This is a genomic window from Pantoea sp. X-Soil-TKNS-1279 (genome assembly GCF_059730565.1).
In genome coordinates, this window is record NZ_AP035948.1 from 2,647,009 (window position 1) to 2,663,258 (window position 16,250).

General features: G+C 55.4%; 13 protein-coding genes. 3 read left to right on the forward strand and 10 right to left on the reverse strand.

Translation table 11 applies throughout. The features are described 5' to 3' along the window. Positions 1 to 26 precede the first annotated feature (26 nt). From AC6I8N_RS12510 to AC6I8N_RS12540, 7 genes are all read right to left on the reverse strand, one after another. Complete coding sequence (locus AC6I8N_RS12510; RefSeq protein WP_208724090.1) at positions 27 to 1,658, reverse strand: ABC transporter ATP-binding protein; 1,632 nt, start codon at positions 1,656 to 1,658, stop codon at positions 27 to 29. A 290-nt stretch (positions 1,659 to 1,948) separates the two neighbouring features. Further along, positions 1,949 to 3,361 carry an EmmdR/YeeO family multidrug/toxin efflux MATE transporter gene (locus AC6I8N_RS12515; protein WP_497829161.1) on the reverse strand — a complete coding sequence of 471 codons (1,413 nt, stop codon included), beginning with the start codon at positions 3,359 to 3,361 and terminating at the stop codon, positions 1,949 to 1,951. Between the two features lie 114 nt (positions 3,362 to 3,475). Then, a complete protein-coding gene (locus AC6I8N_RS12520; protein WP_497829162.1) occupies positions 3,476 to 4,228 on the reverse strand; it encodes an ABC transporter ATP-binding protein in 753 nt (250 codons plus the stop codon). Further along, on the reverse strand, positions 4,221 to 5,096 hold the full coding sequence (locus AC6I8N_RS12525; protein WP_208724087.1) for an ABC transporter ATP-binding protein: 876 nt from the start codon (positions 5,094 to 5,096) through the stop codon (positions 4,221 to 4,223). The genes AC6I8N_RS12520 and AC6I8N_RS12525 overlap by 8 nt, the downstream gene beginning before the upstream one ends. Next, a complete protein-coding gene (gene livM, locus AC6I8N_RS12530) occupies positions 5,089 to 6,372 on the reverse strand; it encodes a high-affinity branched-chain amino acid ABC transporter permease LivM (protein ID WP_497829163.1) in 1,284 nt (427 codons plus the stop codon). Before livM ends, AC6I8N_RS12525 begins: the two co-directional genes overlap by 8 nt. A 10-nt stretch (positions 6,373 to 6,382) precedes the next feature. After that, entirely contained in the window at positions 6,383 to 7,297 is a 915-nt protein-coding gene (locus AC6I8N_RS12535; protein WP_021182819.1) for an ABC transporter permease subunit, read from the reverse strand. Between the two features lie 82 nt (positions 7,298 to 7,379). Then, complete coding sequence (locus tag AC6I8N_RS12540; RefSeq protein WP_036624907.1) at positions 7,380 to 8,495, reverse strand: branched-chain amino acid ABC transporter substrate-binding protein; 1,116 nt, start codon at positions 8,493 to 8,495, stop codon at positions 7,380 to 7,382. A 335-nt stretch (positions 8,496 to 8,830) separates the two neighbouring features. Here AC6I8N_RS12540 and AC6I8N_RS12545 point away from each other — a divergent pair, with 335 nt between their 5' ends. After that, on the forward strand, positions 8,831 to 10,285 hold the full coding sequence (locus tag AC6I8N_RS12545) for an AMP nucleosidase (protein WP_021182817.1): 1,455 nt from the start codon (positions 8,831 to 8,833) through the stop codon (positions 10,283 to 10,285). A gap of 208 nt (positions 10,286 to 10,493) precedes the next feature. Here AC6I8N_RS12545 and AC6I8N_RS12550 read toward each other — a convergent pair whose 3' ends face one another. Then, positions 10,494 to 11,792, reverse strand: a complete 1,299-nt coding sequence (locus tag AC6I8N_RS12550) for an NCS2 family permease (protein ID WP_021182816.1) — start codon at positions 11,790 to 11,792, stop codon at positions 10,494 to 10,496. Positions 11,793 to 12,219: 427 nt separating this feature from the next. On the opposite strand from AC6I8N_RS12550, the gene AC6I8N_RS12555 reads away from it, so the two are divergent. Then, positions 12,220 to 12,966 (forward strand): response regulator, encoded by a 747-nt coding sequence (locus AC6I8N_RS12555; RefSeq protein WP_036624905.1) that lies wholly within the window; start codon positions 12,220 to 12,222, stop codon positions 12,964 to 12,966. Between the two features lie 222 nt (positions 12,967 to 13,188). Next, complete coding sequence (locus AC6I8N_RS12560) at positions 13,189 to 14,388, forward strand: hypothetical protein (protein WP_497829164.1); 1,200 nt, start codon at positions 13,189 to 13,191, stop codon at positions 14,386 to 14,388. A gap of 72 nt (positions 14,389 to 14,460) precedes the next feature. Here the strand turns inward: AC6I8N_RS12560 and AC6I8N_RS12565 are convergent, their stop codons facing one another. Together AC6I8N_RS12565 and AC6I8N_RS12570 are read right to left on the reverse strand one after the other, a co-directional pair. After that, complete coding sequence (locus tag AC6I8N_RS12565) at positions 14,461 to 15,141, reverse strand: D-lyxose/D-mannose isomerase (protein WP_497830689.1); 681 nt, start codon at positions 15,139 to 15,141, stop codon at positions 14,461 to 14,463. Between the two features lie 74 nt (positions 15,142 to 15,215). Continuing rightward, a complete protein-coding gene (locus AC6I8N_RS12570) occupies positions 15,216 to 16,154 on the reverse strand; it encodes an ABC transporter substrate-binding protein (protein WP_021182810.1) in 939 nt (312 codons plus the stop codon). Positions 16,155 to 16,250 lie beyond the last annotated feature (96 nt).

A 16,250-nucleotide genomic window follows, 5' to 3' on the forward strand; every position in this document is an offset into this window, starting at 1 on the left:
TTTGTCATAGCTTTTTCCAATTTCACTTAAGATGCCACCCGCTCTTCGGCATGACCGGGAATGGCGCTCACCAACTGTTGGGTATAGCGATGCTGCGGCTCACGGAACACCGCCTGTGGTGTGCCCTGCTCGACAATTTCACCTTTGAACAGCACCGCGATGCGGTCACAAATCTGACTGGCAACGCGCAAATCATGGGTAATAAAAATCATCGCCACCTGGGTTTGCTGTTGAATGCTGCGCAACAATTCCAGCACCTGTGCCTGAATTGACACATCCAGCGCCGATACCGACTCATCAGCCACCAGCAGCACCGGATCGAACATCAGCGCACGCGCAATGCCGATACGCTGGCGCTGGCCACCGGAGAACTCATGCGGGAAGCGGTTCCAGGCACTGGCATCCAGCCCAACCCGTTGCAGCAGTTGTTTCGCCTTGCGTTCGACTTCGTGCGGTGTCATGCCACCCAGCGCCAGCGGCCCAGCCGAAAGAATGGTGCCAATGGTGTGCCGTGGGTTGAGCGAGGCAAACGGATCCTGAAAAATCATCTGGATATAGCGGCGCAGCGGGCGGAATTCGTTCTCTTTCATTGGCTGGATATCACGGCCATCAAACAGGATTTCGCCACTATCGGCCGCCAACAGCTTCAGCAGCACCCGCCCGAGCGACGATTTGCCCGAACCGGACTCCCCGACAATACCGAGAGTTTCACCCTTATTGAGGCTGAAGCTGACGTTGTTCAGCGCCTTCACTTCGCGGCTGCGGCTCAGCCAGCCGCCGTCGCTGCGGTAGGTTTTTACCAGGTTTTTCACCTGCAATACCGTTGGCGTATTGCGTATGTCTTTTTCCCCGGCATGCATGCGGGGCACGGCGGCAATCAGCTTCTGCGAATAGGGATGTTGCGGCGCGTTAAGCACCTGCTGCGCTGGGCCGGACTCCACCATATGGCCCTTCTCCATCACAATCACCCGATCGGCAATCTCTTCCACCACGCCAAAATCGTGGGTAATAAACATCACGCTCATCGCCTTGCGCTGTTGCAGGCCACGAATCAGACGCAGAATTTGTGCCTGTGTGGTGACGTCGAGCGCCGTGGTGGGTTCATCCGCAATCAGCACATCGGGGTCGAGCGCCAGCGCCATGGCGATCATCACCCGCTGACGCTGCCCGCCGGAGAGGCGAAACGGATGTTGATGCTGGATTTTATCGGGCTCCGGCAGCCCCACCTCTTCCAACAGTGCCAGCACTTTTTGCTGGCGTGACGCGGCAGTGCCAACGTTGTGCGCCAGCATCACCTCCGCGATCTGCTCGCCGATGGTCATCAATGGGTTGAGGGCCGACAGCGGGTCCTGGAAAATGATGGCGAGGGTTTTGCCCTGGAGCTGGCGCAACTGTTCCGGCGTTTGTTGCAGCAGATTGGTGCCACGCAACAGGATCTCGCCACCCTGCACACGCAGGGCTTTGGGTAACAGGCCCATAGCAGCATGGGCGGTCACGGATTTGCCCGAGCCGGATTCACCGATAATGCAGAGAATTTCTCCCGGCCACAGATCAAAGCTGAGATTTTCCACCGCAAAGCGACGGTCCATCCCGGCGGGCAGCGCCACCGAAAGTTGGCGCACGGAAAATAATGGGGCGATGTTGTCAGGCTTTTCCATATTGACGCTCCTGGTTGCACAGAAAAATAATTTTTTCAGTATCTAAGCCAGCGGTTAAATAACGGAATTGACCAGCAGGATGAATTTAATTTTTAAATTAAGAAGGGAAAATGACACAGAAAGGTTGAGAATAAATAATAGGTTTTACTTATTTGCCTGGGCGGTGGTTTACGCTGATACCCTCACCCCGTCCCTCTCCCGCAAGCGGGAGAGGGAGGTAGTGCAAAATGGTAGCCGGTGCACGCATCAGTCCCCTCTCCCGCTTGCGGGAGAGGGTTAGGGTGAGGGCATTAGCCCCCGCTTTTGGCGATCATCCGGCGATAATTATTCAGCCATTTGCCGCTGGTCAGACGCCACCAGAAGCAGATACCGCGCACGGTCCAGTCGAGGAACATGCCAAGCCATACGCCAATCACCCCCATACCCAGCACAATGCCAAGCAGATAACCGGCCACCACGCGCGCGCCCCACATGCTGAACATCGAGACATACATGGTGTAACGCGCATCGCGTGCACCTTTCAGCCCGGCAGGTAGCACCCAGGAGGCGGTCCAGATTGGCATAAACGCGGCGTTCAGCCAGATCAGGTGTTTGGTCACCGAAATCACCTCCGGGTCGCGGGTATAGAACTTCGCCAGCAACCCGGCTATCGGCACGGTAATCGCCGCCAGGCTACATAAGCCAATCATCGCCAGCCAGAATACATGTTTGATTTGCCGTTCCGCCTGCATCACCTGGTTACGTCCAAGACGTTTGCCGGTGATAATGGTCGACGCCGACCCCAGGGCATTGCCCGGCAGGTTAATCAACGTGGCGATGGAGAAGGCGATAAAGTTGCCGGCGATTTCGTTGGTCCCCATTCCGGCGACAAAAATCTGCGTCAGCAGCTTACCGCCGTTAAACAGCACCGACTCAATACTGGCCGGAACACCGATACTTAGCACCTCCATCAAAATGCCGTAGTTCCAGCGCCGGAAGTAGCTTTGGATGGAGATTTTCAGCGCCGGGTTGATACCGAGATACAGCACATAAATAGCCGCAATCGCCCCAATATAGCGTGAGATAGTCAGCCCCAGCCCGGCACCAATAAAGCCCAACCCTTCCCAACCGAGACAGCCATAGATCAGCACGGTACTGATGACGATATTGAGGATGTTCATCCCGCCGTTAATCAGCATCGGGATTTTGGTATTTCCTGCCCCACGCAGCGCCCCGCTGCCAATCAAGGCAATCGCTGCCGCCGGGTAACTCCACGCCGAGGTTTGCAGGTAGCTGAGCGCCAGCGCCTTAACCTTGGGTTCGGCGCTACCGGCGATGACATCAATGATCAGGTGGCCCCAAACCTCAATGGCGATCACCAACACAAACGCCAGCACCGTCATCAATCCCAGCGACTGGCGGGTTGCCGCGCGCGCCCGTTTGCCGTTGCGTTTGGCAAGGCTAAACGCCACCACCACCGTGGTGCCGAGATCGATAGCGGCGAAGAATGAGATGATCACCATATTAAAGCTGTCGGCCAGACCTACGCCTGCCATCGCTTCTTTACCCAGCCAGCTGACCAGGAAGGTACTGAGGACGCCCATCAGCATCACACATAAGTTTTCGATAAAGATGGGCACGGCCAGCGGCGTGATCTCACGCCATAACAGCGTGCGATAAGAACGGCGTTTCGGATACCACGCCGTATTTCTGATCGCACGCATCACTGCTACGCCAGGATTTTGCAAGGGAATACCAAATCACTTTGGACAAGAAGAATAATAATGATAGGACGCTAACAATTATGCAAAATGTTTCCCGTCAACATTTAATCATTATTACAAACTTTTTGTCCCCGAGACGGCAGGATGTTCGACTGCGCCTCCCAGATAGGCACTGCGCACCTCCTCGTTATGCAACAATTCCTCGCCGCTGCCGCTGAGTCGTATCTCGCCGTTAACCATCACATAACCCCGATCCGCCAGTTGCAGCGCATGGCGCGCGTTCTGCTCCACCAGAAACAGCGTCATGCCCTGCTGCGTCAGCTCACGCAGGATGGCAAAGATTTGCTTCACCACCAGCGGTGCCAGCCCGAGGCTGGGTTCATCCAGCAGCAGCAATTTCGGGCGGCTCATCAACGCACGGGCAATCGCCAGCATCTGCTGCTCACCGCCCGATAGCGTCATCGCGCGCTGTTTACGCCTTTCCAGCAGTCGGGGAAACAGCTGATACATGCGATCCTTATCTTCGCGCGCAAAGCGGTCGCCGATGGCAATGGTGCCCATCAGCAGATTTTCCTCCACCGTCATATCCGGGAAGATGCGCCGGCCCTCCGGCGCCTGCGCGATACCACTGGCGGCGATAAAATGGGTGGATCGGTGACTGATGGCCTCGCCGCGAAAGCGAATCTCGCCAGCGGCGATGCGCGGTTGGCTGAAAATTGACATCAGCAGCGTCGATTTACCCGCCCCGTTGGCACCAATCAACGCCACGGTTTCGCCTTCATTAACCGTCAGCGACACCTGCTTCAGTGCTTGCACCGGGCCATAAAATACGTCCACCTGTTCAAAGCTCAGCATCGGTTCAGACATGGTCATCCTCCTCTTCCGCGCCGAGATAGGCGGCAATCACCCGTGGGTCATGACGGATTTGCTGCGGCGTGCCTTGCGCAATCACGTCGCCGTGATCCAACACCACGATATGATCGGAGATACGCATCACCATCGGCATATCGTGTTCAATCAACAACACGCTGATACGATGGTCGGCGCGCAGCCGATGCAGAATCTGGCTTAACGCCTCGGTCTCCACCGGGTTCAGGCCAGCCGCCGGTTCATCAAGGCAGATCAGCTCCGGGCGGGTACACATGGCACGGGCAATCTCCAGTCGCCGCTGCTGCCCATAAGATAAGGTGCCCGCCAGTCGGTTAGCGCTGCCCACCAGGTCAACGTTCTCCAGCCAGTAAAATGCCCGGTCCAGCGCGCGATTCTCCGCTTCGCGATAACCACGGGTATTCAGGATGCCAGCGATCAGTTGACGGTTAACCTGCATATGCTGCGCCACCAGCAGGTTCTCCACTACCGACATCTCGCGAAACAGGCGGATATTCTGAAAGGTACGCGCCAGCCCGGCGCGGTTCACCAGATGCGCGCCACCAAACATTTTGTACCAGATACGTGAACCCAGCCGCGCCGGATGCAGCCAGTCACCGGGATGAATTTTCTGCCCCAATACCTGGATCACATCGGTCGATCGCTGATTGGCGTTAAGAGTGATGCGCCCGCCAGTGGCGCGATAGAAACCGGTCAGACAGTTAAATACCGTGGTTTTACCCGCGCCGTTCGGGCCGATCAACGATGTCACCGAACCACGCTCCACTGCCAGGCTGACGTCGTTCAACGCCTTAATACCGCCGAAGCGCATCATCAGGTTATTCACCTGCAAAATCGCATCACTCATGGCGCACTCCTTTACGCAGCGGTACACCCACGCGCGCGGTACGTACCAGGCCACGCGGTCGCCAGATCATCATCAGCACCATCAACATGCCAAACAACAACACGCGATATTCGGCAAAGCTGCGCAACAGTTCCGGGGCGACCGTCAGCACAAAAGCCGCCAGCACCACGCCGAGCGTCGACCCCATCCCGCCCAGCACCACAATGGCGAGGATCAGCGCCGATTCAAAGAAGGTGAACGAGGTTGGATTGACAAAGCCCTGATAGGTGGCGAAAAACACCCCGGCGATCCCGGCGGTGGATGCGCCGAGCATAAACGCCGACAGCTTGACCAGCACATGATTCAGCCCCATTGCGCGACAGGCGATCTCATCCTCGCGCAGCGCTTCCCACGCGCGGCCAATCGGCATACGCGTCAGGCGATGTTTGATCCACAACACCAGCAACACCACCAGAACCAGCACCACATAGATGAAGATAAACTTCATGTTCGGGTTGTAGTCGAGATGGAAAAACTCGTTGTAGGGGACACCGCCCTCGCGTGCGCGACGGCCAAACTCCAGACCAAAAAAGGTCGGTGCCGGCACCGAGACACCATTGGGACCGCCGGTAAAGGCCAGCCAGTTGTTGAGGATCAGACGGATGATTTCACCAAAACCGAGGGTGACGATCGCCAGGTAATCACCGTGCATCCGCAACACCGGAAAACCGAGTAGCGCCCCGGCAAAGGCCGCCATCAAGGCCGCCAGTGGCAACATGCTCCAGAAACCCAGGCCGAGATACTCATAACCTAACGCCAGTCCATAAGCGCCGATGGCGTAAAACGCCACATAACCGAGGTCCAGCAACCCGGCAAGCCCCACCACGATATTCAACCCGAGGCCGAGCAACACATAAATTAACCCCAGGATCGCTACCGTCAGCAGGTATTTACTGGAAAGGAACGGAAAGGCCAACGCCACCACCACCACCAGCGGCAGGACCCAGCGCAGCGCTGAGCGGTGGCCCGGCTCACGGACATATACCCCGTCATCGCTGCCTTCGAACTTGCGGGCGAAGCGTTGTCCGGTCGGAGTTTGCAGCAACAGGCTGAGCAGCAGTCGCCCCACCATCACCACCCCCACCAGCAGTGCGACCCGCAGTGGCGACAGATGAAAACTGTAGCCATCCAGCACCACGCCGACGATCGGTCCAAACACCACCAGCGCCACCAGCCCGGCCATCAGACAATCCAGCAGCGACTGGCGCACATCCACAGATTGCGTCATTGCACTCATTTCGGCGTCCTCACACTTTGGCAACCAGCGGTCGTCCCAATAGCCCCTGTGGCCGGAAGATCAAAATCACCACCAACAGGGCAAAAGAGAAAACATCTTTGTAATCGGAGTTCACCAGTCCGGCGAATTGCGCTTCCGCCACCCCGAGCAGCAGACCGCCGAGCATCGCCCCAGGCAGCGAACCGATACCGCCCAGTACCGCAGCGGTAAACGCCTTAATGCCGATGACAAAGCCAATGTAGAAATCAAAGGTGCCGTAGTTCATGGTCACCAGTACCCCGGCCAGCCCGGCCATTGCCGCACCAATCATAAACACCAGCGAGATCACCCGATCGGTGTTGATACCGAGAATCGCGGCCATGCGCCGATCCTGCTGCACCGCACGACAAATCCGCCCCAGCCGTGTGTACTGAATAATCCACGTCAGCAGCGCCATGCCGCACAGAGCGGCAATCAGGATAAACACTTTGGTCCAGGTGATTTGCACCACGCCACCATCAATCTCCATACGCAGCACGCCACTCATCAACGTGGGGATGCCCTGCTGATTCGGTCCCTGGCTCAATTGCACGTAGTTCTGCAAAATCAGCGACATCCCAATCGCCGAAATCAACGGCGCAAGACGGGTGGAGTTGCGTAACGGGCGATAAGCGATGCGCTCAATGGTCCAGCCATACACGGCGGTGATGACGATAGTGAAGATCAGGGTGCCGAAAATCAGCAGTGGAAAGGAGTGGATGCCGAAGAAGCTGAGCAGGCCCAGCCCGATGGCACAAAGATAGGCGGAGATCATATACACCTCGCCGTGGGCGAAGTTGATCATGCCGATAATGCCGTACACCATGGTGTAGCCGATAGCAATCAGCCCGTAAACCGCGCCCAGCGTCAGGCCGTTCACCAGTTGCTGAAGAAAGAAGGCGTCCATATGCAAGTCCCGTGCTTAAGGGGAGCGCAAACCTCGCGCCCAATCGCGAATGGCCCCGCTGCACGCGGGGCCGCGTGTCAGCTTACAGCTGGTGATATTTGCCTTTATCGTCCCACTGGTAGACCACGTAATCCGAGACTTTCAGGTCGCCTTTGCCATCCCAGGCTTTTTTACCCATTACGGTATCGACGCTATTCGCTTTCAGCCAGTCGCTGGCTTTGGCGTTATCTTTCCCTGCGGCTTTATACGCAGCGGCCAGAGCCTGCACCGAGGCGTAGGCATACAGGGTGTAACCTTCCGGCTCAAAACCACCCGCGCGGAACTTGGCGATCACCGCTTTACCATCCGGGATCTGACGCGGGTCCTGACCAAAGGTCATGTAGACCCCTTTGGTGTATTGCGGGCCACCGGCAGCAGTCACCATATCTTCCGTCACGATGCAGTCACCGGAGAAGAAAGCAGCCGTAACGCCCTGTTCACGCATCTGACGCACCAGAGGCCCCGCTTCCGGGTGGCAACCGCCAAAGTAGACCACATCCGGTTTCACCGAGGCGATTTTGGTAACCAGCGCGTTGAAGTCTTTCTCACCACGCGACAGACCTTCATATAACACCTCGTTGACGCCACGTTTTTCCAGTGCCGCTTTGGTCGCATCAGCCAGCCCCTGACCGTAGGTGTCTTTATCGTGGATCACCGCCACGCGTTTGGCCTTCAACTTATCGATGATGTAGTTAGCCGCAATCGCCCCTTGTTGGTCGTCACGGCCACACATACGGAACATGGTTTTCATGCCGCGTTCAGTGATTTGTGGGTTGGTGGAACCGGGGGTGATCGCCAGCACACCGGCATCGTCATACACTTCAGAGGCGGGCATGGTGGAGGAGGAGCAGAAGTGGCCGACCACTGCCAGCACCTTGTCCTGATCCACCAGACGGTTGGCTACCGCCACCGCCTGTTTTGGTTCACAGGCGTCATCGCCCTGCACCAGCACAATTTTCTCGCCGTTAATGCCTCCGGCAGCGTTGATATCATCCGCCGCCTGAGTGGCACCTTTCCAATACTGTGCGCCGTAAGTGGCATTAGGGCCGGAAAAGGGTCCGGCTACACCAATTTTAATGTCAGCCTGGGCATAAAACGCCGCACTCAGGCAACCAGCAATCACGACCTTCAATGGTACTTGTATGAATTTCAAAGACATGCTTTCAATCCTCAACGGGTCAGGAACGGAGCCATACCACGGCCTGGGAGAAATCAATTTCTGAAACTTAACGAAGTGCGATGAGTGGCCAGCAGGGCCACGGTTAACGATTAAGCAAAAACCTCGCCAAAGGTAAGCATTGGTGACAAATTTTTGCACCGACAGCGCGTTAAAGCGGCGGGAACACGTCTGCTGATCTTAACCATAGCCAGCGTTTGCCGACACACCAGCACTCTGATGGTGCAGAATGCGGTCGATCACAGATTCTTCATGGTGCTGAGGGGTTTACCCGCTATGCTATAGCCAAATCGGCCCAAATTTCGGAGGGAGAACCTATGACTACACAACGGAACGGTATCAGCAGCCAGCAGGCGCTGGATGAACTGGAACGCCTGTACGACAACGCGGTTGCGGCTTTACGCAGCGCAATTCGTGACTTTACCGAACAGGGACGTCTGCCGGATGAAACGGCACGGCAGCAGGGATTGTTTGTTTACCCGGAACTGCGCCTTACCTGGGCGGGCGATGGCCCGCAGCAGAACCGCACCCGTGCCTGGGGCCGCTTCACCCATACCGGCAGCTACAGCACCACCATTACCCGTCCGGCTTTGCTGCGTCATTACCTGAGCGAGCAACTGTCGATGATTGAGAAAGAGTACGAGGTGGTGATTGAGGTCGGTCCCTCTCAGCAGGAGATCCCCTACCCTTACGTGATCGACGGTTCGGACCTGTCGCTGGATCGTTCCATGAGCGCCAGCATCGCCCGTCATTTCCCCACCACCGAGTTGTCGCAGATTGGTGATGAAACCGCCGATGGCCTGTTCAACGCCGACGCGCAGTTCCCGCTGTCGCATTTTGATGCGCTGCGTACCGACTTCTCGCTGGCGCGTCTGCGTCACTACACCGGCACCGCCGTTGAGCACTTTCAGCCGTTCGTGCTGTTCACTAACTACACGCGTTATGTCGATGAGTTTGTGCGCTGGGCGATTGAGCAAGTACAGGATCCGAACACACCTTACGACAGCCTTGCCTGTGCTGGCGATGTGGTGATCACTAAAGAAACCCAGGATCCGGAAGCGATGATGTCGGACCTGGCGTGGAAGAAGCACCAGATGCCCGCCTGGCACCTGACGTCACCCAATCGTCGCGGCATTACGCTGGTGAATATCGGCGTGGGGCCATCCAATGCCAAAACCATCTGCGACCATCTGGCGGTGGTGCGTCCCCATGCGTGGTTAATGATTGGTCACTGCGGCGGCCTGCGCGAAAGCCAGACCATTGGCGATTATGTGCTGGCCCACGCCTATCTGCGTGACGACCATGTGCTGGACAGTGTATTGCCGCCGGATATCCCGATCCCCAGCATTGCCGAAGTACAGCGCGCGTTGTACGACGCCACCAAAGCGGTGAGCGGCATGCCAGGTGAAGAGGTCAAACAACGCCTGCGTACCGGCACCGTGGTGACCACCGATGACCGTAACTGGGAGCTGCGTTACTCCGCTTCGGCGTTGCGCTTTAACCTGAGTCGCGCTGTGGCGGTGGATATGGAGAGCGCGACTATCGCGGCGCAAGGGTACCGCTTCCGTGTGCCGTATGGCACTTTGTTGTGCGTTTCAGATAAGCCGCTACACGGGGAGATCAAGCTGCCAGGCCAGGCGAATCGCTTCTATGAAGGGGCGATTTCGGAGCATTTGCAGATTGGGATTTGTGCGGTGGAGTTGCTGCGGGCGGAGGGTGATAAGTTGCATTCGCGCAAATTACGCACCTTTAATGAACCGCCGTTCAGGTAGGACCAGGTGCGGTTGGTGACGCTCACCCCGGCCCTCTGGGCAGGTGCGGTCTGTGACCCTCACCCCGGCCCTCTCCCATAAGGGAGAGGGAGATGTGCCATATGCTCGATCGGTTCCCTCTCCCACTTGCGGGAGAGATTGCTTGCTCGATCGGTTCCCTCTCCCGCTTGCGGGAGAGGGTTAGGGTGAGGGACCAGGGTGAGGTTAATTACGCGCTCAACCAACCCAGCTTAATCACAAACAGGATCGACATAATAATCAGCGCCGCATTCACCTCTTTGGTACGGCCACTCAGCAGCTTCACCACCGTCCAGGTAATAAACCCAAACGCGATACCGTTAGCAATCGAGTAAGTCAGCGGCATGGTCAGCGCAGTGACCGTCACCGGCGCAGCCGTGGTGATGTCTTTCCAGTCAATCTCCGCCAGGCCAGAAGCCATCAGCACCGCCACGAAGAGCAGCGCAGGCGCAGTGGCGAATACCGGCACGCTACCCGCCAGCGGCGAGAAGAACAGGCTCAGCACGAACAGAATAGCCACGACAATCGCGGTCAGACCGGTACGGCCACCGGCGCTGACGCCCGCTGCCGATTCAACATAACTGGTGGTGGTTGAAGTCCCCAGCAGAGAACCAAACAGCGCAGCCGCACTGTCGGCGATCAGCGCACGGCCCATTTTCGGCACGTTGCCCTGCTCATCCGCCAGACCCGCACGCTTGGTCACACCCAGCAGCGTACCGGTGTTGTCGAACACGTCGACAAACAGGAAGGCGAAAATCACGCTCACCAGGCCCACGTTAAAGGCACCGGCGATGTCCAGTTGCATAAAGGTCGGAGCGATAGACGGCGGTGCAGAGAACACGCCACCAAACGGCGTCAGGCCAATACCCATCGACAGGAATGTCACGATCAGGATGCCGATCAGCACCGCGCCGGTCACGCGACGTGCTTCCAGTACCACGATGATGACGAAGCCCAGCAGCGCCAGCAGCGGGCCAGGTTTGGTCAGATCGCCCAGGCCCACCAGGGTCGCCGGGTTATCCACCACGATACCCGCGCCTTCCAGCGCAATCAGCGCCAGGAACAGGCCGATACCGGCAGCAATCCCGGCACGCAACGGCAGCGGAATACTGGCGATAATCCATTCACGGATTTTGAACACCGACAACGCAAAGAAGATACAGGCTGACAGGAACACCGCACCCAGCGCGATTTGCCAGGTGTAGCCCATGTGCAGCACCACGGTGTAAGTAAAGAAGGCGTTGAGGCCCATACCCGGCGCCAGCGCAATCGGGTAGTTCGCAATCAGGCCCATCAGCACGCAGCCGATTGCCGCCGCCAGACAGGTGGCCACGAAAACCGCGCCCTTATCCATACCTGTCGCACCCAAAATGCTTGGGTTAACAAACAGGATATAGGCCATAGCCAGGAAGGTGGTTATGCCCGCGATAACTTCGGTGCGGACCGTTGTGTTGTGCGCTTTTAGCTTGAATAGTTTTTCTAACATCATCATCTCTCGTGATGGGGAGACGTCACTGACGTGCGTTCTCTTGCCAATGGGGTGTGCATGCGCGTTATTGTTGCGGGAAAAGGCAGACGGCTGCATGCTCGGCCATCAATCCGCCTTGTTACTAAACTCCTTTCCCCCTGTCCTCATAGCAATTGCTATGCCATAACAGGACGCAATCGTTTACCTTCACGACTGTATCTTAGACTCAGACAATTCTGAACCAGAACGAGGCGCGATTATGGTGCATTGCACCATGTGCGCGCAATCGTTTTCCCATCCGTCAACCGGGTAGCGAAAAAAGATTGCGGTAACGCACGCTTTCAAACTCTGTCAGGCGATGCCGCTCACGTTTCTGTTGCCTGATTAAGCAGGCAAAAGTGGTCGGTATACACTCTCGTTAACCCTTCCATAACAAAAGAGGCCCGTAATGAAGCCCGCAATTCTGGTAGTGGATGACGATCGCGCGGTGTGCGAACTGCTGCACGATGTATTGAGTGAACATGTTTTTACCGTATTCAGCTGCCATCAGGGAAAAGATGCGCTGACGTTGCTGGATAAACACCCGGAAATCTCGCTGGTGATGCTGGATATGATGCTGCCGGACACCAATGGTCTGCTGGTGCTACAGCAAATGCAGCGCCAACGGCCTGAGCTGCTGGTGATCATGCTAACGGGCATGGGATCAGAAGCGGATATGGTGGTGGGTCTGGAGATGGGCGCTGACGATTATATCGCCAAACCGTTTAATCCCCGCGTGGTTGTTGCGCGGGCGCGTGCAGCATTACGCCGTTGTGGTCGGCTGGCGCAACCCGTCAGCACCCAGGACGAGGGTTGGCAGTTTAACGGCTGGCGACTGGATGAAACGCGCTGCCAACTGTTTAACCCCCAGCGTGAGACGGTGACGTTAACCCAGGGTGAATATGCGTTGCTGCGCGCCCTGGTGTGTCATGCCCGCAAAGTACTGACGCGCGACCAGTTGCTGGAGCTCACCCACAGCGAAACGCTGGATGTGTTCGACCGTACCATTGACGTGCTGATCATGCGGTTGCGCCGCAAGATTGAGATGAACCCGCATCAGCCGAGCCTGATCCGCACCATCCGTGGTCTGGGTTATGTTTTCTCTGCGGATGTGATGCGCCCGGCCTCTGCCGTGCATGTCACACAAATCGCCTGAATAATTCCTGCCAGATCACAAAAATGGATATCCCCCAGAGAGCGAGTGGTCTGAGGCAATGAAAGGCTTTATTATCACGCCCAGTGACCATTATGGACGGTCATCTCTGAGAAAAGGTATTTACTCAGAATCGTGTACAGGCTCCATCCGTTTGAATTATTCGGAGCGTTCCCCGAAGCAGGGGAGATGGGATGGAACGTAAACTTACTCGGGAGATATTTTATGGGCAATCGTCTTACACTAAATACTAACCCTACAGTTCCAATAACGATTAGTTCTGTAGACAGCCCCCCTCAAGGAAGGATAGCTGCTACTTCTGTGATTAACACCTCTCATCTACCACATTCAACTCAGTCCTCCTCCTCAAGAACTCAACTTTCAAAACATTTGCCAAACCTTAAATCAAATAGCCATAAAAAAATAGAAATTAATACAATTGACCGCTTAAAATTCATTAATATTCTGGAAAAGAAAAGGCTGACCGGAGAAAAACTACATGCTCTGATAAGCATGATAACTGAATATCATAAAAAAAATGAAACTGGAATGGAAATCGAAAAGATTATCCCAGGAACAGTAACTGACAATATAAGGCCTGCAATCGAGAAGCTCTTTCAATTTATTGGTGATCGCTTCGCATCTGATGGTATTAGCGCAGAGATCAGGGAAAAGGATTTTAATGAAATAATATACCCGCTCTCAGAATTAGGTAACCAGCATTCAAGAGTAGGAGCCTCTGCATACATGTCAAATGAGATGTATAGATTGCTGGCAGGTGCATGTAATAACGGCTTTGATAAAGACACCCTAACAGAATACAAGAATTCTGTAGATAAGCACTTTAGTAAAACCGATGATTTATATTCATCTCCACCCATTAAAGGAAAAGATAAAAACCCCATCAAAAATATAACAAAAATGATGGCATCTGAAATAGAAAAAATAAGCAATGACGATTCCTCCACACTGAAGGAAACACTCACCGCTGTCGACAAGTCATTGATGTTATTATTTTTAGAATCAGACAGAAGGAAGGGGGAATTAAAAACATTAAATAAACAAATAAATAAAACATTAAATGAGCAAAGAAAAGAAATGTTAAATAATGAAATAACATCTTTGCAAAAAGATATATGCGCAACAAAAAACAACACCAAGGAAATTTTAAACTCACTACAAAAACTTCACTCAGAAATACATAATCGCCTGAGCATGCATAATTTTAATACGAGTTTCCCCTATGCTGATTTTTTCAGCACAGAAACCAAAGTAAATAGAAGTGATGGAATACTGTTAACTATCTCTCGTCTTAAGCCGGAAGGAAAAGAAAAACTTTTCGGACTGTTAAGAAAACTCGGTTATCCACCAGAGGCGCTCAACGCGATTGACGAAATAGATAAAAAACTTAAACGTTATAGTTGATAGTCAAACACCAGACCTCGGTGACAATATTTCCGCTTCTGACAGACTAATGCTCATCATCTCTGATGGGCATTACAGCCAGCGGGCATATTCGTTACACAGCAACCAGCGCGGATCTTCATCCTCATCAATCGGGTTGAAGCGTGCCAGCGGGGTGAGAAAGACATTGTCGTGTTCGTCGTCGTTCGGCATGGAGACTTCCCCTACCAGCACATCGCCGTAGCCCTCTTCGCCCCAGAAGCTGTGCCAGATGCCGGGGACAAGGGTGACGCTTTCGCCCGGCGACAGACGCAGTTGCGAACCGGCAGCATGGGTCTGGTGCAGGCCATCAAGGGTAACGTTAACCGGCGTGTTAGCCAGTTGCTGGCCGTCACGGTTGTGCAGCGTGACAATCAGGTTACCACCGCCACGGTTGATAATGTCTTCCATCTTTTGCGGGTGATAATGCATCGGCGTCACCTGCCCTTCGCGCACATGCATGATTTTTTCCGCATAGGGTTTGCTCCACGGCTTACCGCCGCGTGAGCCGTTGCGCAGGGTGAACAGGGTTAACCCGGTCTGAAAGAAATCCTCGGCACCAAAGCTGGTGACATCCCAGCCCAGATGCAGGGCCAGCAGTTCATTGGCGACAGATTTATCCTGCGCACGCCACTGGCTAAGACCGTAATCGGCCCAGCTCGGCAGGTGGACATCCTGGCGCATAAAGAATTCGCGGGTCAGTTGTAGAATGGCATTCACTTCCGAACGTTGCATCACTGCGTCTCCAGTCAGTGGGAAATTGGGGCGGCGCGAGCCTTAACTGAACAACATTACGCCGCCCAGGTCGGTTATTTTACCGTCCAGCCTTTGTAGCTGCCGACGTTGTTACGATCGATCATCGTCACCGGGATCAGCACCGGTTTGTCCGGCGCTGGCTTGCCTTGCAGGATGTCGTAGCCAATCTCCACGGCTTTGGCTGCCATCACCTGCGGATCTTGTGCCGGTGTAGCGACAAACAGCGAACCTTTGCGTTTCAACGCCTCTTCACCGTCCGGGCTACCATCGACGCCGACAATAAAGAATTCGCTGCGCTGTGCCTGTTTGGCGGCCAGATCCGCGCCGATGGCGGTAGGATCATTAATCGCGAACACCGCATCAATTTTCGGGTTAGCTGACAGCAGGCCGGTCATCACTTCCAGCCCCCCTTCACGGCTGCCTTTGGCGTTTTGGTTCGATGACAGAATCTTGATATCAGGATGGGTTTTGAACTCCGCCTCGCAACCTTCGACACGGTTCTGCACGGCGGAAACCGGCGGTCCGTTGATGATCACCACGTTGCCTTTGTTTTTCAGGCGGTCGGAGATGTATTTACAGGCCATCGCCCCGGCCTGGGTGTTATCGGAGGTGATGGTGGCATCGGCCCCTTCGGCGGCCACGTCCACCGCCACCACCACGATACCGGCATCGCGCGCGCGTTTCACCGCCGGGGCAATCCCTTTGGAGTCGGCGGCGTTGAGGATGATCATGTCCACTTTAGCGGCGATAAAGTTATCAATCTGCGCCACTTGCTGACCAAGATCGTAGCCGCTGGAGACCAGCGTCACCTTCACGTCGTCACCGGCCAGCTTGCGCGCTTCCAGGGCCGCCCCTTTGGTGATCTGCACGAAGAACGGGTTGGCGAGATCGCCGACGGTAACACCAATGGCTTTTAACTCTTTGGCCTGGACCAACGGCGCACTGAGAAGCGTGGCCGCCAGCAGTCCGGTAAGGATCGGATTAAAACGCATAGTCGATGTTCTCCTGCTTTTTTTGGTTTTGTATTGTTGCTGCCCTTGCCCTCACCCTAACCCTCTCCCGCAAGCGGGAGAGGGAACCGATCGAGC